This is a genomic window from Streptomyces sp. Isolate_45, from assembly GCF_024721315.2.
Classification (GTDB): domain Bacteria; phylum Actinomycetota; class Actinomycetes; order Streptomycetales; family Streptomycetaceae; genus Streptomyces.
In genome coordinates, this window is sequence record NZ_JANFAK020000046.1 from 22,134 (window position 1) to 41,010 (window position 18,877).

16 protein-coding genes are annotated in these 18,877 nt (G+C 74.0%); 10 read left to right on the forward strand and 6 right to left on the reverse strand.

Annotated elements, in window-relative coordinates:
• Positions 1 to 77 precede the first annotated feature (77 nt).
• Together NOD94_RS17255 and NOD94_RS17260 are read right to left on the reverse strand one after the other, a co-directional pair.
• A complete protein-coding gene (locus NOD94_RS17255; RefSeq protein ID WP_281206834.1) occupies positions 78 to 1,814 on the reverse strand; it encodes a BTAD domain-containing putative transcriptional regulator in 1,737 nt (578 codons plus the stop codon).
• Positions 1,815 to 2,241: 427 nt separating this feature from the next.
• Entirely contained in the window at positions 2,242 to 2,862 is a 621-nt protein-coding gene (locus tag NOD94_RS17260; protein ID WP_281206835.1) for an L-threonylcarbamoyladenylate synthase, read from the reverse strand.
• Between the two features lie 273 nt (positions 2,863 to 3,135).
• On the opposite strand from NOD94_RS17260, the gene NOD94_RS17265 reads away from it, so the two are divergent.
• The 9 genes from NOD94_RS17265 (at position 3,136) to NOD94_RS17305 (ending at position 14,213) form a co-directional block, all read left to right on the forward strand.
• Positions 3,136 to 4,584, forward strand: a complete 1,449-nt coding sequence (locus NOD94_RS17265) for an Ig-like domain-containing protein (protein ID WP_281206860.1) — start codon at positions 3,136 to 3,138, stop codon at positions 4,582 to 4,584.
• Between the two features lie 116 nt (positions 4,585 to 4,700).
• Complete coding sequence (locus NOD94_RS17270) at positions 4,701 to 6,179, forward strand: MFS transporter (protein WP_281206836.1); 1,479 nt, start codon at positions 4,701 to 4,703, stop codon at positions 6,177 to 6,179.
• Positions 6,176 to 7,387 (forward strand): anhydro-N-acetylmuramic acid kinase, encoded by a 1,212-nt coding sequence (locus NOD94_RS17275; RefSeq protein ID WP_281206837.1) that lies wholly within the window; start codon positions 6,176 to 6,178, stop codon positions 7,385 to 7,387. The genes NOD94_RS17270 and NOD94_RS17275 overlap by 4 nt, the downstream gene beginning before the upstream one ends.
• A gap of 48 nt (positions 7,388 to 7,435) precedes the next feature.
• Positions 7,436 to 8,275 carry an RICIN domain-containing protein gene (locus NOD94_RS17280; protein ID WP_281206838.1) on the forward strand — a complete coding sequence of 280 codons (840 nt, stop codon included), beginning with the start codon at positions 7,436 to 7,438 and terminating at the stop codon, positions 8,273 to 8,275.
• 115 nt (positions 8,276 to 8,390) lie between these two features.
• The gene (locus NOD94_RS17285; protein WP_281206839.1) at positions 8,391 to 10,475 is read left to right on the forward strand and encodes a SpoIIE family protein phosphatase; all 2,085 of its coding nucleotides are present in this window, start codon (positions 8,391 to 8,393) and stop codon (positions 10,473 to 10,475) included.
• Positions 10,476 to 10,561: 86 nt separating this feature from the next.
• Positions 10,562 to 10,924 carry a hypothetical protein gene (locus NOD94_RS17290; RefSeq protein ID WP_281206840.1) on the forward strand — a complete coding sequence of 121 codons (363 nt, stop codon included), beginning with the start codon at positions 10,562 to 10,564 and terminating at the stop codon, positions 10,922 to 10,924.
• Positions 10,925 to 11,069: 145 nt separating this feature from the next.
• Positions 11,070 to 12,032: an aldo/keto reductase gene (locus NOD94_RS17295; RefSeq protein WP_281206841.1), complete on the forward strand. Its 963-nt coding sequence runs from the start codon at positions 11,070 to 11,072 to the stop codon at positions 12,030 to 12,032.
• Positions 12,033 to 12,089: 57 nt separating this feature from the next.
• Positions 12,090 to 12,881: a class I SAM-dependent methyltransferase gene (locus NOD94_RS17300; protein ID WP_281206842.1), complete on the forward strand. Its 792-nt coding sequence runs from the start codon at positions 12,090 to 12,092 to the stop codon at positions 12,879 to 12,881.
• A 78-nt stretch (positions 12,882 to 12,959) separates the two neighbouring features.
• Positions 12,960 to 14,213, forward strand: coding sequence for a pyridoxal-phosphate dependent enzyme (locus tag NOD94_RS17305; RefSeq protein ID WP_281206843.1), 1,254 nt, complete (start codon positions 12,960 to 12,962; stop codon positions 14,211 to 14,213).
• Between the two features lie 29 nt (positions 14,214 to 14,242).
• On the opposite strand, the gene NOD94_RS17310 is transcribed toward NOD94_RS17305, so the two are convergent.
• The 3 genes from NOD94_RS17310 to NOD94_RS17320 form a co-directional block, all read right to left on the reverse strand.
• Positions 14,243 to 14,917 carry a DUF2278 family protein gene (locus tag NOD94_RS17310; protein WP_281206844.1) on the reverse strand — a complete coding sequence of 225 codons (675 nt, stop codon included), beginning with the start codon at positions 14,915 to 14,917 and terminating at the stop codon, positions 14,243 to 14,245.
• 103 nt (positions 14,918 to 15,020) lie between these two features.
• The gene (locus NOD94_RS17315; protein WP_281206845.1) at positions 15,021 to 15,563 is read right to left on the reverse strand and encodes an FABP family protein; all 543 of its coding nucleotides are present in this window, start codon (positions 15,561 to 15,563) and stop codon (positions 15,021 to 15,023) included.
• A gap of 200 nt (positions 15,564 to 15,763) precedes the next feature.
• Positions 15,764 to 16,606, reverse strand: coding sequence for a peptidoglycan recognition family protein (locus NOD94_RS17320; RefSeq protein ID WP_281206846.1), 843 nt, complete (start codon positions 16,604 to 16,606; stop codon positions 15,764 to 15,766).
• A 288-nt stretch (positions 16,607 to 16,894) separates the two neighbouring features.
• Here NOD94_RS17320 and NOD94_RS17325 point away from each other — a divergent pair, with 288 nt between their 5' ends.
• A complete protein-coding gene (locus NOD94_RS17325) occupies positions 16,895 to 17,953 on the forward strand; it encodes a polyprenyl synthetase family protein (RefSeq protein ID WP_281206861.1) in 1,059 nt (352 codons plus the stop codon).
• A gap of 52 nt (positions 17,954 to 18,005) precedes the next feature.
• Here NOD94_RS17325 and NOD94_RS17330 read toward each other — a convergent pair whose 3' ends face one another.
• A complete protein-coding gene (locus NOD94_RS17330) occupies positions 18,006 to 18,842 on the reverse strand; it encodes an isocitrate lyase/PEP mutase family protein (protein ID WP_281206847.1) in 837 nt (278 codons plus the stop codon).
• Between the last annotated feature and the right edge of the window lie 35 nt (positions 18,843 to 18,877).

Sequence of the window (18,877 nt, forward strand, 5' to 3'; positions counted from 1 at the left end):
CGGTGATGCGAGGTGGGAAATGCCGTTGGAGGGTGTGCGGGAGCGACGCCCGGGGGAGCGAGGGGCGTGGAGGGTGGTCAGCGGGCGGCGGGTAGCGCGGCCGCGCCGTCCCGTCCCCGGGACAGCCACCGCGCGTAGACCCGGAGGAAGGCATGGATCCGGTACGGCTGTCCGGGCGGACCGTCCTCCAGCAGCCCCGCCTCCACGAGCTGTTCCAGGACGACCCCGGATCCGGCGGTGCATGGCCCCGGGCCCGGGTCGAGGGAACCGAACCGCAGGAAGGTTTCCCGCAGTTCGGGCGGGAGGGCGCTGAGGGCCTGCCCGAAGACCTCCGGGACGGAGAGCCTGGCGTCCTCGGCCAGCGCCAGCCGACCCGGGGTGTCCTCCGACAGCCAGGCGGCGCAGTCCGCGACGGACAGCCCGGGACGGGTGAGCAGCCGGCCCGCGGCGATCCGCAGGGCCAGCGGGAAGTACCCGCACACCGAGGCCAGTTCGCGGGCGGCGTGTTCCTCGGCGGCGATCCGTTCGGCTCCGACGAGTCCGGCGAGCAGCCCGTGCGCCTCGGACGGGCCGAGCACGTCGAGCCGGTGGACCGCGCCGCCGTGCGTCGCGACGACCGCCGCGAGCCCGCGCCTGCTGGTCACCAGCACGGACACGTCACCGGAGGCGGGCAGCAACGGCAGCACCTGCCCCGCACCGGTGGCGTTGTCGAGGATCAGCAGCCGTCGCCCGTCGCCCGGCTCGGGCAGCAGCCCCCGGGCCTCCTGCGCGGTGACGCCGTTTCCCTCGTTACCGCCCAGGTCGACGCTGAACACCCCGCCGGGGAAGGCGTCCTGGACCCGGTGCGCGCACTGGTGGGCCAGCGCCGACTTGCCGATCCCGGGAGCGCCGGAGACGACGAGCAACCGGGGTCCGTCCGCGTCGGTGAGCCGCAGCGCCATCGTCCGCAGGTCCGCGACCCGCCCGGCGAAACCGGGCACCGACGGCAGCCCGCCGCGCCCGGGGGGACGTACGGGGGGCAGCGGGTGCGGTGGCGTCGGCAGGGGCGGCGCCTGTTCCTCGGGGCGCGGCGGCCCCAGTTCCTCGGAGCGCAGGATCGCCATCTCCAGGCGCCGCAGGCCCGGCCCGGGGTCGACGCCGAGCTCGTCACGGAGCCGGTCGCGCACCGCACGGTACTCGGCCAGCGCCTCCGCCTGCCGGCCGGTGCGGTACAGGGCCTCGATGAGCTGCTCGGTGAACCGCTCCCGTACGGGGTGCCGGCGGCCGCTCTCGTAGAGGTCCACGAGGACCTGGTGGCAGTTCCCGGCGGCGAGTTCGAGGTCGCATATCCGCTCCAGCACGCGCAGCCGCTCCTGTTCCAGCGCGGGCACCGCGTCCCGCTGGAGCATGCGCGAGGCGACGTTGGCCAACGGCTGGCCCTGCCAGAGCGAGAGGGACTCCCTGAGCCGGTACAGCTCCTCGTCGGTCCCGGTGGCGGCCCGCGCCTTGGCGGCCAGTAAGCGGAAGAGTACGAGGTCGAGCGTCCCGGTGTCGTTGTGCATCCGGTATCCACCGGGCACGGCCTCGATGGTGGTCGCGGATATGCCGTATTTCGCGAATAGCCGCCGCAGTCGCAACACGCAAGTCTGGAGGGCCGCTCGCGCGGTGGCCGGCGGTTCCTCGTCCCATACCGCGCGGAGCAGGTAGTCGGTGGAAACGACCGTACCGGGATGAAGGAGGAGCGCGGCCAACAGACTGGTCGGCTTGGACGGTTTGAGTACTACTGTCTCGGGGCCGTGCGCAATGCTCAGGGGCCCCAATAGCTGGAACCGCATGGTGGTCCCCCGTGTCGGGTCACGAATGTGTCGGTCGAGCGTGGCGGGGGGTGGTGGTCGTCGAGCCCCGCCCCTGACACATTCCCGAAATAGTCCGGACCAGCGCATGGGGTTGCTCGCCGCCCCCCGTTGGACGGTGAATGACTGGAACCCTACATAACGGATCTTGTGAAAGTCGAGTCGTGGGTCGGCTCAATTCGAACCCTGCATACGGACTTCCCCTCTCGGTAACCCCGGCGCCTCACCGAGTTACTGCCGACGCACCAAGACTGTTCATGCGTAAACGAGTTCCGATGGCCGGATCGCTTGAGTTTCAATGGAGCAATTTGCCCCCCGCATACTCCCCCGTGACCGGATTGAAGCACTCCGCCCAGCGGATTCCGGCCCCGGAACCGGAATCCGCCCTGATGGGGACGAGAGGTGGCGGTTACTCGAATCGTGTCGTGTCGCCCGCGCCCCGGCGCACGATCTCGGCCTCGCCGCTCGAAAAATCGATCACGGTGGTGGGGCTGGTGCCGCAGTCGCCCGAGTCGAGCACCGCGTCCACCTCGTGGTCGAGGCGCTCCTTGATGTCCCAGCCCTGCGTCATCGGCTCTTCCTCGTCGGGCAGCAGCAGGGTGCTGGAAACCAGCGGCTCGCCGAGTTCCGCGAGCAGTGCCTGCGTCACGAGGTGGTCGGGGATCCGGACCCCGACGGTCTTCTTCTTGGGGTGCATCAGCTGGCGGGGCACCTCTGAGGTCGCGCGGAGGATGAAGGTGTAGGGGCCAGGCGTCGCCGCCTTGATGGCGCGGAAGACGTCGTTGTCCACGTGCGTGAACTGGCCCAGCTGCGCGAAGTTCTGACACACGAGGGTGAAGTGGTGCCGGTCGTCGAGGTCACGGATGGACCGGATCCGGCCGAGCGCCTCCCGGTTGCCCAGTTGGCATCCGAGAGCGAAACAGGAGTCGGTCGGGTACGCGATGAGCGCCCCGGAACGGATGCTGTCGGCCACGCTGCTGATGGTGCGCCGCTGAGGATTCTCGGGGTGCACGTCGAAGTACTTCGCCATCCACCGAGCCTACGGGACCGGAACCTTCCGTTCGGCCGCCCGCCGGTCGGGCCCGAGGTGCGGGCGTGCCCGTGCCCGGGAGGCGACCGCGGACCGGGCCGGGGTGCGGTCCCCGCCGGCGCGAACCGACCGCTCCCGCAAGCAGAAGTGCTCCGTCCGGGTTCACTTCGGGAACCCGTTCGGCCCCAGGGCCGAGTTTGTGATCATCGTTTTGGCTCCCGATCGTTTTGATGCTGCCATCCGGCGTACGAGATCTGGGAGGCCTGCGTGGCGATGCCGCGGACGAAGCGGACGAGTGCCTGGGGCGTCGTGGCCGCGGTGACGGGTGCCGTGCTGGTCACGGCGGCCGCCCCGGGCGGGACCCCCGGAGCGGGCGCCCCGCGATGGGGTGCCGGTGCGGCCCCGGAGGCGGCGGTGACGCTGCTGGTCTCGCGCGCGCTCGACGTGGGCGGCGGGACCGGGACCGGCGGGGTGCGGTGCGCCGCCGGGTCGTTCCGGGCGGGTCTGTGCGGTGCCTGGCGGGAGCAGCGGGTGCTGGCGACCGCCCGCGGCGAGGGGGCCGTGCTGCGCGGTCCCTACACGGTCGCGGGGGACGTCCTGCCGACCGACGCCGACGGCCCGCTGGAGATCGCCGCCGAGGCCTCGGGGCGGCTCACCGACGTGACCGTCCACGACGCCCACGGCCGTCACCTGGCCGGCGAACTGGAACCCGGCACCGGGCGCTGGCGCAACACCGAGCCGCTGCGGGCGGGCGAGCGCTACACCGTGCGCGTCGGCGCCCAGGACGGATCCGGCGTGCCGGTCGCCGCGACGATGGCGTTCAGGACCGCGCCGCCCGCCACCTCCGCCGCCGACGGAGTCCCCCTCACCGTGGACTTCGGACCCCGGCCCGGCACGTACGGCGCGGGCGAGATCGTCACGGCCGAACTCAGTCGGCCCGTACCCGCGGACGACACGCGGGCCCGCGGCCGGCTGGAGCAGGCCCTCCAGGTGACGTCGGAGCCGCACGTCGAGGGCGCCTGGCACTGGGTCGACGACTCGACGCTGCACTTCCGCCCCCGCACCTACTGGCCCGCCCACACCGTGGTCCGCGTCCGCAGCGGCCTCGACGGCGTCGAACTCGGCGAGCAGGGCTACGGAGGCCCCTCCGAGCCGGTCGAGTTCACCGTCGGCGACCGGATCGAGGCGGTCACCGACTCGGCCGCGCACGAGATGACCGTACGCCGCAACGGACGGGTCATCAGGACGATCCCGGTCACCACCGGCAAGGCGGGCTTCCTGACCCGCAGCGGCATCAAGGTCGTCCTCGGCAAGGAACGCAAGGTCCGGATGCGCGGGGACTCCGTCGGGATCCGGCGCGGCACCAAGGAGTTCTACGACCTGCCCGTCCACTACGCGACTCGGGTGACCTGGAGCGGCGAGTACGTCCACGCCGCGCCCTGGTCGGTCGAGGCGCAGGGCGAGGAGAACGTCAGCCACGGCTGCACGGGCATGAGCACCGAGGACGCCGCGTGGTTCTTCGAAACCGTGCGCGAGGGCGACATCGTGGAGGTCGTCAACAGCGGCGGCGACGCGATGCCCCCCTTCAGCAACGGCATCGGCGACTGGAACCTGGACTGGCGCACCTGGCTGTCGGGCAGCGCCCTCGCCGCCGGCCCGGCCCCCGCACCCGCCCGGGCCACCGACCCGCTGCGGACGTCCCGGCTCCACCCGACGACCTGACAGCGGCACGGCCGCCCCGCTGCCCGCTGCCCGCGCCGCCGCCCCGACCGGGGCCGATGTGCTGAACCACACGGCCCCGAGGCATCCCCGCCCCGCGCACCGGGCACCCACCACCGGTGACCCCTCTCCAACTGCGCGGACCCGCCCCGCCGGCCACCGGCCACCCGCGCCGCGCCCTGCTGGCGGGCTCGGCGGGCAACTTCGTCGAGTGGTACGAGTTCGGCGTCTACGGCTGCTTCGCCACGGTCATCGCCGCCCGGTTCTTCACCCCGGACACCACGACGGACCCGGCCGGCGCCGGACCGCTCCTCGCCACCTACGCCTCCTTCGCGGTGGCCTTCTTCTTCCGGCCGGTCGGGGCCCTGCTGTTCGGTCGGCTCGGGGACCGCGTCGGGCGCCGCCCCACCCTCGTCCTCGTCGTCTGTCTCATGACCGCCGCCACCACCCTGATCGGCCTGCTGCCCACCCGGGAGACGGCCGGCGAGCTCGCGCCGTGGCTGCTGACCCTGCTGCGCGCCCTGCAAGGCCTCTCCGCGGGCGGGGAGTTCGGCGGCGCGGTCGCGCTGATGACCGAGTACGCACCGCCGGGGCGGCGGGGCCGCTACGGCGCGTGGCAATCCCTCACCGTCGCCCTCGGCCTGCTCGCGGGCGCCGGCACGGCCGCCTCCGTGGCCACCGCGCTCTCCCCGGCGGCCCTTTACGACTGGGGTTGGCGGATCCCGTTCCTGCTGGCGCTGCCGCTCGGCGCCGTGGCGCTGTGGCTGCGCACCGGCCTGGCGGAGCCGCCCGGATCGCCCCGAGGCCCCCAGCCCCGCGGCCTTGAACTCGGGGCCTGCGAGCCCCGGGCCTGCGAGCCCCTGGCCTGCGAACCCCTGGCCAGCGGGCTACCCGCCCCGGGACCCTCCGTCGCCGGCCCCTTCGACCCCGAACCATCCGCCCCCGGAAGCCATCCGGACCGGTCGTCGCCGGAGCCCGTCCCGCCGGCGCCCGCCCCGAAGGCGCCCGGCACGGCCCGCGCCGTCGTGCTCGGCATCGGCCGGATCATGGGGTGGTCGGCGGCCGGGTACACCTTCCTCGTCGTGCTCCCCTCCCATCTCCAGGCCACCCTCGGCGCGTCCTTCCAGGAGGCCCTGATCGCCACCACCGTCGCCAACCTCGGTTTCGCCGCCGCGATCCTGCCGGCCGGCATCCTCAGCGACCGCGTCGGCCGTCGCCCCGTCATGCTGTGCGGCGCCCTGTGCGTCACGGTGTTCGCCCTGCCCCTCCTGCACCTCGTGCAGGACCCGGGCGCCTCCGCGCCGACCAAGGCGGCAGCCCTCCTCGGAGCGGGTGCCGCGGTCGGCCTGCTCGCCGGACCCGGGCCGGCCATGCTCGCGGAGATGTTCCCCGCGTCCGTGCGCTGCACCGGGCTCGGACTCGCCTACGCCCTCGCCAACGCGGTGTTCTCCGGCTGTGCGGGCCTCCTCGTCACGGCCGTGACCGCGGCGACGGGCGACACCGACGTCCCCGCCCTCTACGCCGCCGGTGCCTGCGCCCTCAGCGCGGTGGCCCTGGCGAGCCTGCGCCGCGACGACCATCTGCGACCCCTGCGATGAGGGTCGTCGGCCTGATGTCGGGCACCTCCCACGACGCGATCGACGCCGCCGCCGCGGAGATCACGTTCGCCGACGGCGGCGAGACCCTGCGCCTGGTCCCGCTCGGCATGATCAGTGCCCCGTACGAGGACGAGCTGCGCGCCGCGCTCACCGCGGCCCTGCCGCCCGCGCCCACCACCCTGGCCGACGTGTGCGTCCTCGACACGCGCATCGGGCAGGCCTTCGCGGAGCTGGCCGTCCGGGCCGACCGCGAACTGTGTTCGGGTGCGGCGGAGTTGATCGCCTCGCACGGACAGACCGTCTACCACTGGGCGTCCGGTGGCGCCGTCCACGGCACGCTCCAGCTCGGCCGTCCCGCCTGGATCGCCGAGGCCACCGGCTGCCCCGTCGTCGCCGACTTCCGCCCCGCCGACGTCGCGGCGGGCGGTCAGGGCGCCCCGCTGGTCGGCCTCATCGATCTGATGCTGCTGCGCGGTCGCCCCGGTGCGCCCGCCGCCCTGAACATCGGCGGGATCGCCAACGTCACCGCCGTTCCCGCCGCCGGACCGCCCCTGGCCTTCGACACCGGACCGGGCAACGCCCTGCTGGACGCCGCCGTACGCCGACTCCGCCCCGACGGACCGGGATACGACGAGGGCGGCGCCCTGGCAGCCGCCGGACGGGTCCACGAGCCGCTCCTGCGCCGACTGCTGGCGGAGCCGTACTACGCGCTGCCCGCGCCGCGGACGACCGGCAAGGAACTCTTCCACCCCGGCTACCTGGACACCGCCCTGGCCGGCTTCGGCGACCTCGCCCCGCAGGACGTCGTCGCCACCCTCACCCGTCTCACGGCGCGGACCGTCGCGGACGCGCTGCGCCCGCTCGGCGTCACCGAGGTCTTCGCCTCCGGCGGCGGCACCCGCAACCCGACCCTCATGTCCGCCGTCCGGGAGGAACTGCCGCCGTACACGGCGCTGTTGGACTCCGCTGCGCTCGGTATGCCCGCCGGGGCGAAGGAGGCGTACGCCTTCGCCGTCCTCGGCTTCCTGACCCTCCACGGGCTTCCCGGCAACGCCCCCGCCTGCACGGGCGCCCGGGGCCCTCGGGTCCTCGGCTCCCTCACCCCGGGTCGGCGCCCGCTGGGCCTGCCGGCGCGGCCGTCCCGAGCGCCGCTCTCCCTCGTCGTCACCCCGGCACCCGACCCCGCAGGACAGGGCGAACCGTATTGATGCTCCGTCATAATCATTGAAGGGGAAGCTTCTTGGGGGGAGCCCGACATGTCGGTGGACGACGATCCGCCCGTGGGGCCGGGACCGGTCACCACGGTGGCGCCGGGGCATCCGCCCCGGTGGTCCTGGTGGGTGGTCGGGGTGCTCGTGCCGTTGGTGGGCGCCCTCGTGACCCTGTACGCCGCGCCGTGGCGGATCGCGCCGCCGCCGGTGGCGGCCCCCGCACCGGGCGGCGTCGTACAGGCGCCGGCGTCCCCGCCCCCCTCCGCGACGGCCGGGGCCACTTCGCCGCCGCCCTCCGCGAGCCCGGGTGTCACGACCCCGCCCCCGACGCCGCCGGCGCCCCCGAAACCGTCCGCGCCCGCCGAAACGGCCGGTGCGCCGCCCGCCCCCGCCCCGAGCAGGCCGGCCGCCGCACCCCCGGAGCCGGTCGTCACCGGCACGCCGGTGCGGGTGGTGAACGGCAACAGCGGGCAGTGCCTGGCCGTCCCGGGCGCGAGTACGGAGGTGGCCGTGCCGGTGAACCAGTTCCCGTGCGGACCCCACCCCGACCACTTCTGGCGGGTCGAGTACCAGGAGGCGGACGGGGCGGGCCGGGCCCGCCACCTGATCGTCAACGACAACAGCGGCCAGTGCCTCGCCGTCCCGGGAGCGAGCACCGGGTCCGGCACCCAGGTCAACCAGTTCACCTGCGGGGACCACCCGGACCACTTCTGGCGGGTCGAGTACCGGTCCGTCGACGCCACGGGCCGGTCGCGCTACCGGATCGTCAACGGCAACAGCGGTCAGTGCCTGGCGGTCCGCGATGCGAGCACCGAGGCCGCGGCCGCCGTCGTCCAGCTCCCGTGCGACGGCCGCGCGGCCCAGGAGTGGCGCATCGCCCCCTGAGCCGAACCGTACCGGCCGTCGAACACGTGTACGTACGCGCGGGGGCCCGCCTCGCCGTAACCGGCCGCCGTCCGCATAGTGAGTGGAGGAACCGGCAGGTGGAAGGGGACGTCTCGTGCCATCGGTACGGCCGGGGGGCGAGCAGGCGCAGGGCCCCTTCCCGTCCGAGCCCGGGACCCTGCTCGAACACGTGTCCGTCGCCGTCTTCGGCATCGACGAGGACGGCCGCGTCTGCCACTGGGGACCGGGTGCCCGCGACCTGTTCGGCCACGAGGCCGAACAGGTCCTCACCCGCCCCGCCGGCCTGCTCCTCGCCGAGGGCCCCGAGGAGGCCGCCCGCCTGACCGGACGGGCCAGGACCCAGGGCTACTGGCGGGGGCGGCTCACGGCCCGCCACCGCGACGGGACGGACTTCGCGTGCGGCTTCCGGGTCTTCCCGGTGAACGGCGCCGACGGCCGCTCGGAGGTCCTCGGCCTGGCGAGCCGCAGCGAGGAGCTCGACCGGGTCAAAACGAACCTGGCCTTCCTCGACGCCCTCTTCACGACCTGCCCCATCGGCCTGGTCATGCTCGACGAGGACCTCCGCTACGTCCACCTCAACCAGGCACTCGCGGACATGGACGGCCTGCCCATCGCGGAACACCTCGGGCGCGGCATCGACGAGATCATGCTCGTGTCCGACGCCACCGAGTTCCGGCGCATGCTCCACGGGGTGACCGAGGACGGCGTGCCCGTCATCGGGGCGCTGACGGGCCTGCGCCCACTGGGCCGACCGGACCACGACCAGGTCCGCTCGGTGAGCTTCTTCCCCCTGAGCCGTGCTGTCGGCACCCCGCCCGGCCTCGGTGGCCTGATCGTGGACGTCACCGACCGGGAACGGGCCATCCTGGAAGCCGCGGCCGGCCGCCGCCGACTCGCCCTGCTGGACCGCGCCTCCACCCGCATCGGCACGACCCTGGACGTCGGCCGCACCGCCGGGGAACTGGTCGAGGTCGCGATGCCCGAATTCTGCGACGGCGCCGTGGTCGAGGTCGTGGAATGGATGGACGAGTCCGAGCTGTTCGACCCCGCCCGCCCGCTGCTCACCCGTCGCATCGCCTCCGGGACGATCCTGCCCCCGCCCGCCGACGAACTCGTCGGCGGGGTGGAGCGGGTGCGCTACCCGCCCGGCTCCGCCATCCACGACATGCTGAGCACCGGACGGCCCGTCTCCTCCGTCGTCGACGAGGCGTTCCTGGCCCGCACCGTCGTCATCGAGGAACGCGCCCGCCTCATCGCCGAGAGCGGCGTCGCCTGCATCCTGGTCGCCCCCCTCATCGCCCGCGGCACCGTGCAGGGCATCGCGCTGTTCGGGCGCTCCGCGCGGCGACCGGCCTTCACCGAGGACGACCTCGCCCTGGCCGGGGAGCTGGCGTCCCGCGCCGCGATCTGCCTGGACAACGCCCGCCTCTACAGCAGGGTCCAGGACATCTCGCTCACCCTCCAGCGGGCCCTCCTGCCCAGTGCGCAGGCGAACAGCCCCTACGCGGAGGTGGCGCACCGCTACGTCCCCGGCGGCCGGATCACGGAGGTGGGCGGCGACTGGTACGACGTGATCGAACTGCCCGACCACCGGGTCGCCCTCGTGGTCGGCGACGTGATGGGCCACGGCGTCCCGGCGGCCGCGGCCATGGGGCGGCTCCGGATCACCACCAAGGCCCTGGCCCGGCACAACGCCGAACCGGCCGCCATGCTCGGGGAGCTCGACGCGCTCGCCCAGGAAGCCGGCATCGAGCTGGCCACCTGCCTCTACCTCGTCTACGACGCGACGAACGGGCGGGCCAGGATCGCCAGCGCGGGCCACCCGCCGCTCCTGGTGCGCCACCCCGACGGCACGGTACGGACCGTCGGGGAGGTGCTCGGCGTACCGCTCGGAGTCGGCGGTTTCCCGTTCCGCACGACGGAGATCGAACTGCCCGAGCACGCGGTCCTCGCCCTGTACACCGACGGGCTCATCGAGGCCCGCGGCCGCGACATCGAGGCCGGGCTCGACGCGCTGCGCGCCGAACTCGGCAGACCGACCGGTCCGACGGACCCGCTGGACGCGGTCGCCGACCGCGTCCTGGCCGGCCTCCTGCCCGACCCGCCCACCGACGACACGGTCCTCGTCCTGGCCCGCGTCCACCGCACCCCCGGAAGGGTCCCGCAACCGCCCCCGTGACGCGCGCTCGCGCGGCGCGCCCGCCGGGTCCAGGGTGGAGGGGGGACCTACCGCACCCGCCGACCTAGGTGAGCGAGGAAAGACACATGACGGCGACCACACGCGAGAGCACACCGGTGGAGATCGAGGGCGGCGGCGTAGAGCTGCGGACCCGGGAGATCGGGGGCGGTCTGTCCGTCGCCTTCGTCCGCTTCCCCGCGGGAACCGACATGACGCCCGCCCTCCGGGGCATGCCGGACGGGATGTGCCCATGCCCGCACTGGGGATACCTCCTCAAGGGCCGGCTGAAGATGGTGACGAAGGACGGCGAGGAGGTCTACGAGGCGGGGCAGGCCTTCCACTGGCCCGCCGGTCACGTCCCGGTGGCCCTGGAGGACTGCGAGTACGTCGACTTCTCCCCGACGCGGGAGTTCACCGAGGTCGTGGACCACATCAAGGGCCAGGGCTGACGGGTTTCCCCGTGCGCCGACAGCACGAGGCCCCGGGGCTTCTCGGCCCCGGGGCCTCGTACGGTCACTTCGCTTGACCGGTCGTTCAACGATCCCCGGGCCGGGACGTCACGGCCCGGGACGGGGCACGTCATAGGGTGGGCGCGTGACGATCGAACCGAACACGCGAACGAGCGAGTGCCGGGTGCTGTACGGGTGCATGGGGCTGGGCGGGAGCTGGGACCCGGAACCGTACGGCCCGTCCGACATCGACGCCGCCGAGGCGGCGATATCGGCGGCGCTCGACAGCGGCATCACCGTCTTCGACCACGCCGACATCTACCGGCACGGCAAGTCCGAGGCCGTGTTCGGCGAGGTCCTCGCCCGGACGCCCGGGCTCCGCGAACGCGTCACCCTCCAGACCAAGTGCGGCATCCGCCTCGCGGACGAGGACGGCCCCGGCCGGTACGACCTGCGCGCCGGGAGCATCACCCGACGGGTCGAGGAGAGCCTGACCCGGCTGCGGACCGACGTCATCGACGTCCTGCTCCTGCACCGCCCCGACCCCCTCGCAGACCCCGACGAGATCGCCCGGGCGCTGACGTCCCTGCACCGACAGGGCCTCGTACGGGCCTTCGGCGTGTCCAACATGGGCGCGGCGCAGATCGCGAGGCTCCAGTCCCGGCTCGACGTACCGCTCGTGGCCAACCAACTGGAGATGAGCCTGCACAGCCGCGACTGGGTCGAGGCCGGGGTCCTGCTCAACACCGGCGGGGCCACCGCCAACGGCTTCCCGTTCGGCACGCTGGAGCACTGCCTCGACCACGGCATCCGCCTCCAGGCCTGGGGCGCACTGGCTCAGGGCCGCTTCACCGGCCGCCAGGAGACCCCCGCCGAACGCGCCACCGCCGACCTCCTCACCGACCTCGCCCGGCGCAAGGGGACCACACCGGAGACCGTCCTGCTGTGGTGGCTGATGCGCCACCCCGCCGGCATCGCGCCCGTCGTCGGCAGCGCCCGCCCGGAGCGCGTCCGCGCCTGCCGCGACGCGGCCCTGCGCGAGCCCGACCTCACCCACGAGGAGTGGTACGGACTGTGGACCACCGCCCGCGGGGTACCGCTGCCGTAGGGAGTGGCGCCGTGTCGTAACACCCCCGCGCGGTGGCCCCGGGCCGATAGTGGGGCTGTGAGCGAGAGCGCGGAGGGACCCGGCCCGGCCGGTGACACGGGCGGCGCGGCCTGGTCCGGGAGCGAGGGCGCGCAGGCCTACGCGGCGGTGGAGGCGGCCACGAACTGGCTGCTCGGCTACCCGTTCGTCTTCGGGACGCTGTCCCGCCGGGTCGGAGCCGGCTCCGTCCTCGTGGACTACGGCTGCGGCCCGGGCAAGATCGCCGACCGGGCCGCCCGCAGGCTCGGCGCGTACGTCATCGGCGTCGACATCTCGCCGCAGATACTGGCACTGGCCCGCACCGGGGCCCGGGCCGTCGCGGAGTTCCACCTCGTCGAGAACGGACGGGTCACCGCGCTGGCGAACGGCTGCGCCGACGCGGTCATGTGCAACCACGTGCTGGCCTCGCTCTCCACCAGGGAGGCGGTGCTCGACGTCCTCAAGGAGATCCGCCGCCTCCTGCGGCCCGGTGGCCTCTTCGTCCTGTTGAGCACCGACCCCGCGCACAGCGGCACCGAGTACGCCTCGTTGCGCATCGGCGAACCGGGGGAGGAGTACGGGCCCGGGGACCAGCTGACCGTACGGCTGCTGCGCACCGACGGTTCCTGGGAGGAGATGAGCAACCACGCCTGGCCCGTCGAGCTCCTTCCGGGGCTGCTGGAGCGAGCCGGGTTCGGGGACGTCGCCCAGCACCGGCCCACCGTGGACGAGGCGTCGGCCGTCGCGGACCCCGACCTCGTCCGCAGCCGACGGTGGCGGGCCGAACGGGTCGCGCCGCCCCTCGTCGTCACCACCGCGGCGGCCGTCTGACCGGCCCGGGCTCCGCCGGGAGTCCGGCGGTCTTCCGGAGCCGGGGCCCGGTCCTCCCTAGAATGGCCGCATGGCCGCATGACCGCGACCCCGCCCGACCGGACCGCCGCCCCCACCCCGAGGAGCCACGGCGGCTCGCTGGCCAGATCCCAGCGGTCGTTGGGCGATCCGGGCCTGGAGTACCCGCTGTGGCCGCCGCTGCCGCGCGGTTGCCCCCGTACCCGTACGGCACTGACCGACTTCCCGCTGGAGGTCGACTACGCCTACGGGGACACCCCCGCCGACCTGTTCGACGCCCCCGTGCGCGGCGGGCTGGAGCGCTGGGCACCGCTGTTGCCCCCGCTCGAAGTCCCCGGACTGGGGGAGGGCGCCACCCCGCTGCTGCCCATCGGTGACGGAGTCTGGATCAAGGACGAGTCGCGGAACCCCACATGGAGCCACAAGGACCGCCTCAACCGGGTCACGGTCGGCGCGGCCGTCCACGAGGGCGCGCCGGGCATCGCCGTGGCCTCGTCGGGTAACCACGGCGCCTCGGCCGCCGCCTACGCCGCCCGCGCGGGGCTGCGCTGCGTGGTGCTCGCCTCCGCGGGCGCGCCGCCGGCGGTGGTGTCCTTCCTGCGGGCCTACGGCGCCGTCGTCCTGCCCGTCCCCGCCGCCGACCGCTGGCCGCTGCTGAACGAGATCACCGACCGGCTCGGTTTCCACCCCGTCAGCAACCTGACCCGCACGCACACCGGACACCCCTTCGGCGCGGAGGGGTACAAGACCATCGCCTACGAGATCCACGCCGAGCTCGGCGTCCCCGCGGCCGTGTTCGTCCCCAGCGGGTACGCCGAGTTGCTGTTCGGCGTCTGGAAGGGGTTCGCGGAACTGCGCCGCCTCGGCGTCACCGACCGGGTGCCCCGCATGTTCGGGTGCGAGCCGGCCGCGGGCGGCCCACTGGCGGAGGCCGTCAGGACCGGGGCCCCGGCCGCCGTCGTACCCGTCGGTCCCACCGACGCGTACGCCATCAGCTGTGCGGCGGGCGGACACCGCGGGGTGCGTGCCGTCCTCGACAGCCGCGGGGCCGCGCTGCTGGTGACGGACGCGGAACTCACCGCGGCCCAGCAGGCCCTGGCCGCGCAAGGACTGTGGGCGGAGCTGTCCGCCGCGGCCGGCCTGGCGGGACTGCGCCAACGGGTCGCCACCGGTGAGGAGTTCGACGGGCCCGTCGTCTGCGTGTCCACCTCCGGAGGCTTCAAGGACCGCGGCGTCGGCGAGACGCCCCTCGCCCCCGTCGCCCCGGAGTGGGACGCCGTCTCCCGGGTGTTGAAGAACGCCGGGATCGGCTGAACGGGGCCTCGGGCCCCGAGTCGGGTCCCTCATCCGTGGGGCGTCACCGGGTGCCCGTGTTCGTCCGTCGGGTCCAACTGGCTGGAGAACTTGTTCAGGAAGACGTCGTACCAGCCGTCCGGCCGCCGGGTGAGGGTGGCGCCGTCCTGCCAGATCCCGTTCTCGTCCCACCACCGGCTGCCGTACGGATCGCCCTGGTTCTGATGGATGTTGTGCATGCCGGGGCCGTGGTGGGTGAAGGGCTCCCCGAAGACGAGGATCGGCCTCCCGGGCACCAGCATGGGTTCCAACGCCCGGGCGGCGTCCAGATTGGATCCCGTGACCCACGGCCGCGGCGGGCTCCACCGGTCCACCAGCGACCGGAGCCACGCCGGCGGGCGAGGCGGGACGAGACAGCCGCGGCGGTCGGCGAGCGCCGGATGCCGCAGGTAGTCGAGGGCGCCGGAACCGGAACTCATGGAGAGCTCGTGGTACCCCGGAGCCAGTGAGGGCACGGGATCGAGCACCGAGGGCGCCAGGACGAGCCTCTTCCACCGGACCCCGGTGGCGGACTGCTTGCTGTCCACGTCGACGGCGCACCGGTACCGGCCGTCCGGGGCGTCGACCTCCAGATTGACGTGGAACCAGGCGCCCTGGTCGTCGGGCCGGTCGCGGAAGTGGCGGTGCAGGGTCCCTGACAGCACGCCGTAGGCGTCGAATGGCATGCCGACCAGTCAACCACCGGCCGCGCCCCGGCGCCCGGCCCCGCGCCCGGCCGCCGCCCGGAACGCACGCCGGGACCGGCCGGCCGCTGGGCGCCGGCCGCCGTCAGGACGGCCGGCGGCGCAGACGCGTCGTCAGGTGGTGCTGGAGCGGCTGCCCCACGGCCGCCATGTCGTGGACCACCGTCAGCCCGTCCTCGTCGAGGGTGTAGAGGCGCCGGGTGGCGGTGACCTCCTTGGCCTTCGGCGTCAGTGTCACCTCGTCCGTCCGGATCTCGATCACGGATCCCTCCACCTGCCCGACGTACGTCTCGACGATCCCCGTGGGATGGGCCAGTACGACCTCCAGGGAGGCGTCGGGCAACACCCGCCACCATCCGGCCTCACGGCCGGCGGGCCGCACCGGGGCGCCGGATCCGTCGATCAGCCAGGCGCGCGCCTCGTAACGCAGGAAGGGCCGGCCGTCGTGGCTGAAGGTGATCTCCTGCTCGTAGCGGAAGTCCGCGTCGAGGGTCGGGTACTGGCCTTCGCCCCGACCGTGCCAGCGCCCCAGGAGCGCCAGCACCGGGCCCAACTGCGGATGCGGGGCGGGGCCCTCGCCGAGCACGTGGGTATCGGGGTACGGATTTTCCTGCACCGGCTCGAACATGTTCACCTTTGTCTGTCTGGGGGTCGCGCGAGCCGCAGTCTAGTGCTGTGACCGGACCGGTTCACCGTGTCACGGCGCCCGGCACGGCCCCTCGCCGCTTGTCGGACCACGCCGGTACGTCCGGTACGGGTCGAGGCCCTCCGCCTCGCGACGCACCGCACCGGACATCGCGCCCCGGCAAACCTCTCCGGCCACAGGCCCTACCGCGGCGTACGCCCGCCCGCGCCCCGGCCCGTGGCCCCGCGCCCCGTCCAGCGGGCGAGCTCCCCGTCCAGCGCACCCGGGGGAAGGTATTCCGCCGGCCCGGCCCACGCGTCGCGGTCCTCGTACACGGGGAAGTCGGGGAACCCCGGGCGCTCCGGGTCGCCCAGGCGGACGCCCAGCCGTACGGCCACGTCCTTGCGCAGGCGGGGGAGGAGCGCGTACAGCCGGTCGCCCGGGCAGGCGGTGTCGTTGAAGTCCCGGTGCCCGTGGATCTCCGTCGGCGCGATCCCGTACCGGTCGCAGATGTGCGTGCACAGTGCGACGAGGGCCTCGAACTGCTGGGCCGGGGGTTCCTCGCTGGTGTAGGTGCCCTCGTTCTCGATGCCGACGGACACGTCGTTGCGGCCCACGCAGTGCGCCGAACGCACCTGCCGGCGGCCCGAATCCAGTTCGGCGAGACTGTGGTGTCGGCCCTCGGTGACGAAGGCGCCGCGGCTGATGGTGAAGTGCTGGCCGGTGTCGATCCAGCCCTGGATGTCCATGTGGTAGTTCTGGATCGCCCGTGCCAGGGCGAACGCCCGCTGCTGCGAGTAGTCCTCCACGTTCCTGGTCGCCGTGTGGTGCACCACGATCTGCTTCGGCGGCGCGGCCAGGATGACCACGGACTCGGACGGCGGCCGGGCCCCCCACGCCGCACAGCCGAAGATCGACGGACCGCCGGCGGCCGCGGCGTGGGCACGTCCGGCCGCGGGCCACCCGGCCGCCGCCCCGAGCCCGAGCGCACCGGCGAGGACCATCCGACGGCTGGGGCCGGGCGAAGCGAGGGCGCGAGCGCGCATGGGGAGCTCCTTCTGACGAGGACGGGGCGTCGCGGGCCGCGGCGCCCACCGCCCAACGAGCCGGCGATCACCCGGCAACGACCTCACCGCCGGACGGGGGAGCCGTTGCCCCCGTTCGGACGTCCGCGCGAACGTATGATCATCTCCGTCGGACCCGACCCGGGTCGCCCGGAACCAGCCCAGGGGAGCCCGCACATGACCGGCACCGCAGACCGGCCCGCCCCGTCGCACCGGCCCCCCGGGCCCGCCCCGTCGGAGCGCGTCCCCCCGTCGGACCCGGCCGAGCGGATGCGCGGCCGGCTGGCCGGGTACGAGCGGCACTTCGCCCGGCTCTTCGCGGACTACTTCGACGGCCTCGAACGCACCCTCGACGCACCCCCGCACAGCGCCTTCGCCCCCGAATGCCTGAGCCTGCTGCGGGACCTGTCCCTGCGCGGCGGGAAGCGCCTGCGGGTCGCCCTGATCCACGAGGCGGCCCGTCTGGTCACCACCGAGCCCGTCCCGGCTCTGGACGACGCCGCACTGAGCATCGAACTCCTCCAGACCCACGGCCTGATCCACGACGACATCATCGACAACAGCCCCACCCGACGCTCCGGCCCCTCCACCCACCACGCCTACCGAGCCCGCTTTCCCGACCACCCGCAGGTGGCCCTCGGCCTGGCCGTCCTCGCCGGAGACCTCGCCGCGTTCCTCTCCCAACAGGTACTCCTCGACTCCACCGCGCCCCTCCCGCTGCGCCACGCCATGCTGGAGGTCCAGACCCGGGCGGCGACGGCCACCCTCCTCGGCCAGATCGCCGACCTGGAACGGGACTTCGCCGCGCTGCCCGACGAGGAGACGCTGCACGAGGTCGCCGAGTACAAGTCGGCCCGCTACTCGATCCTCGCCCCGCTCCAACTGGGCCTGCTGGCCGCCGGCGCGGACCCCCGGCCGTTCGACGCGGAGCTCCGCCGCTACGCGCGCCTGGTCGGCATCTGCGGACAGATGCGCGACGACCACCTGGACCTCTTCGGGGACGCCCGGTCGCTGGGCAAGCCCCCGGGCAACGACCTGCGCGAAGGCCGCCGCAGTTACGCGGTCACCGCCGTCCTCGCCACCGCCGGCGGCCGCGATCTGGCCGTGGTCGAGGCGGCGCTCGGCGACCCGGGATGCTCGGCCGACACCGTCGAGGCGGTGCGCGACATCGGGCGCCGCTGCGGCGCCGAGGAGCGCCTGCGGGCCGGCATCGAGCGGCACGCCGTACGGGCCGCCACCGAGGCGGCCGGCTGGCGGCCCCGCTGGCGGGAGGAAGCGGTGACCTTCTTCGAGGCCCTGCCGCTACAGGTGCTGGCCGGCGTCGGGTGAGGCTCGGGGGCCGCAGCCCCCACCGGGTACCTCGGGTCGTTCCGGCATCGGGTCAGGGTGCCAGGTTGCGGGCCAGCAGCTCGGTGGAGCGGGCCACGCCGACCGTGTTCGGCGACGGTTCCGGCAACAGGCCGTCGCGGGACAGCAACTCGCCGAGAGCGGCGTCCATCGCCCGGTGCGCGGCGAACAGACAGGGGGTGCTGTAGACGGCGGCGGCCACACCGAGGCCGTCCAGTTCGGTGAGGGAGAGCCGGGGGGACCGGCCGCCCTCGATCTGGTTGAAGAGCAGCGGCGTGTCCCCGACCGCCTCGCGGATCAGCTTCAGCTGTGCGGTGCTCCGTACGCCGTCCACGAGCACCATGTCCGCTCCGGCAGCGGCCAGTTGACGCGCGCGCAGCAGCATCTCCGGTTCCTCCGTGGCGTCGGTGCGGGCCACCACGAACAGGTCACCGCGTGCGTCGAGGACCCGGCGGAGCTTGGCGAGGTATTGGGGCAGGGGCAGGATCTGCTTGCCGTCCGCGTGGCCGCAGCGGCGCGGGCGCCGCTGGTCCTCCAGGACGACGCCCGAGGCGCCCGCCCCCTCCAGGCGCCGCACGACGTGGGCGGCGACCTCCGGGTCGCCGTACCCGTCGTCGATGTCCACCAGCAGGTGGTGGCGGGGGAAGGCGGACCGGAGCCGTTCCGTGAACGCCACCATGTCCGGCCAGGCGATGAAGCCGACGTCCGGCAGCCCGTAGTAGGAGGCCGCGAAACCGAACCCGGAGACGAACAGCGCGTCGTGGTGACCGGCCGCCACCGAGGCCGAGTACATGTCGTACACCCCGATGAGCGGGGTCGTACCCGGCCCCGCCAGGGACTCCCGAAGGGTGCTTCCGTAATGCCGGACCACTGTGCCTCCTCGTGTGCGGGACCCCGTACCGGCCC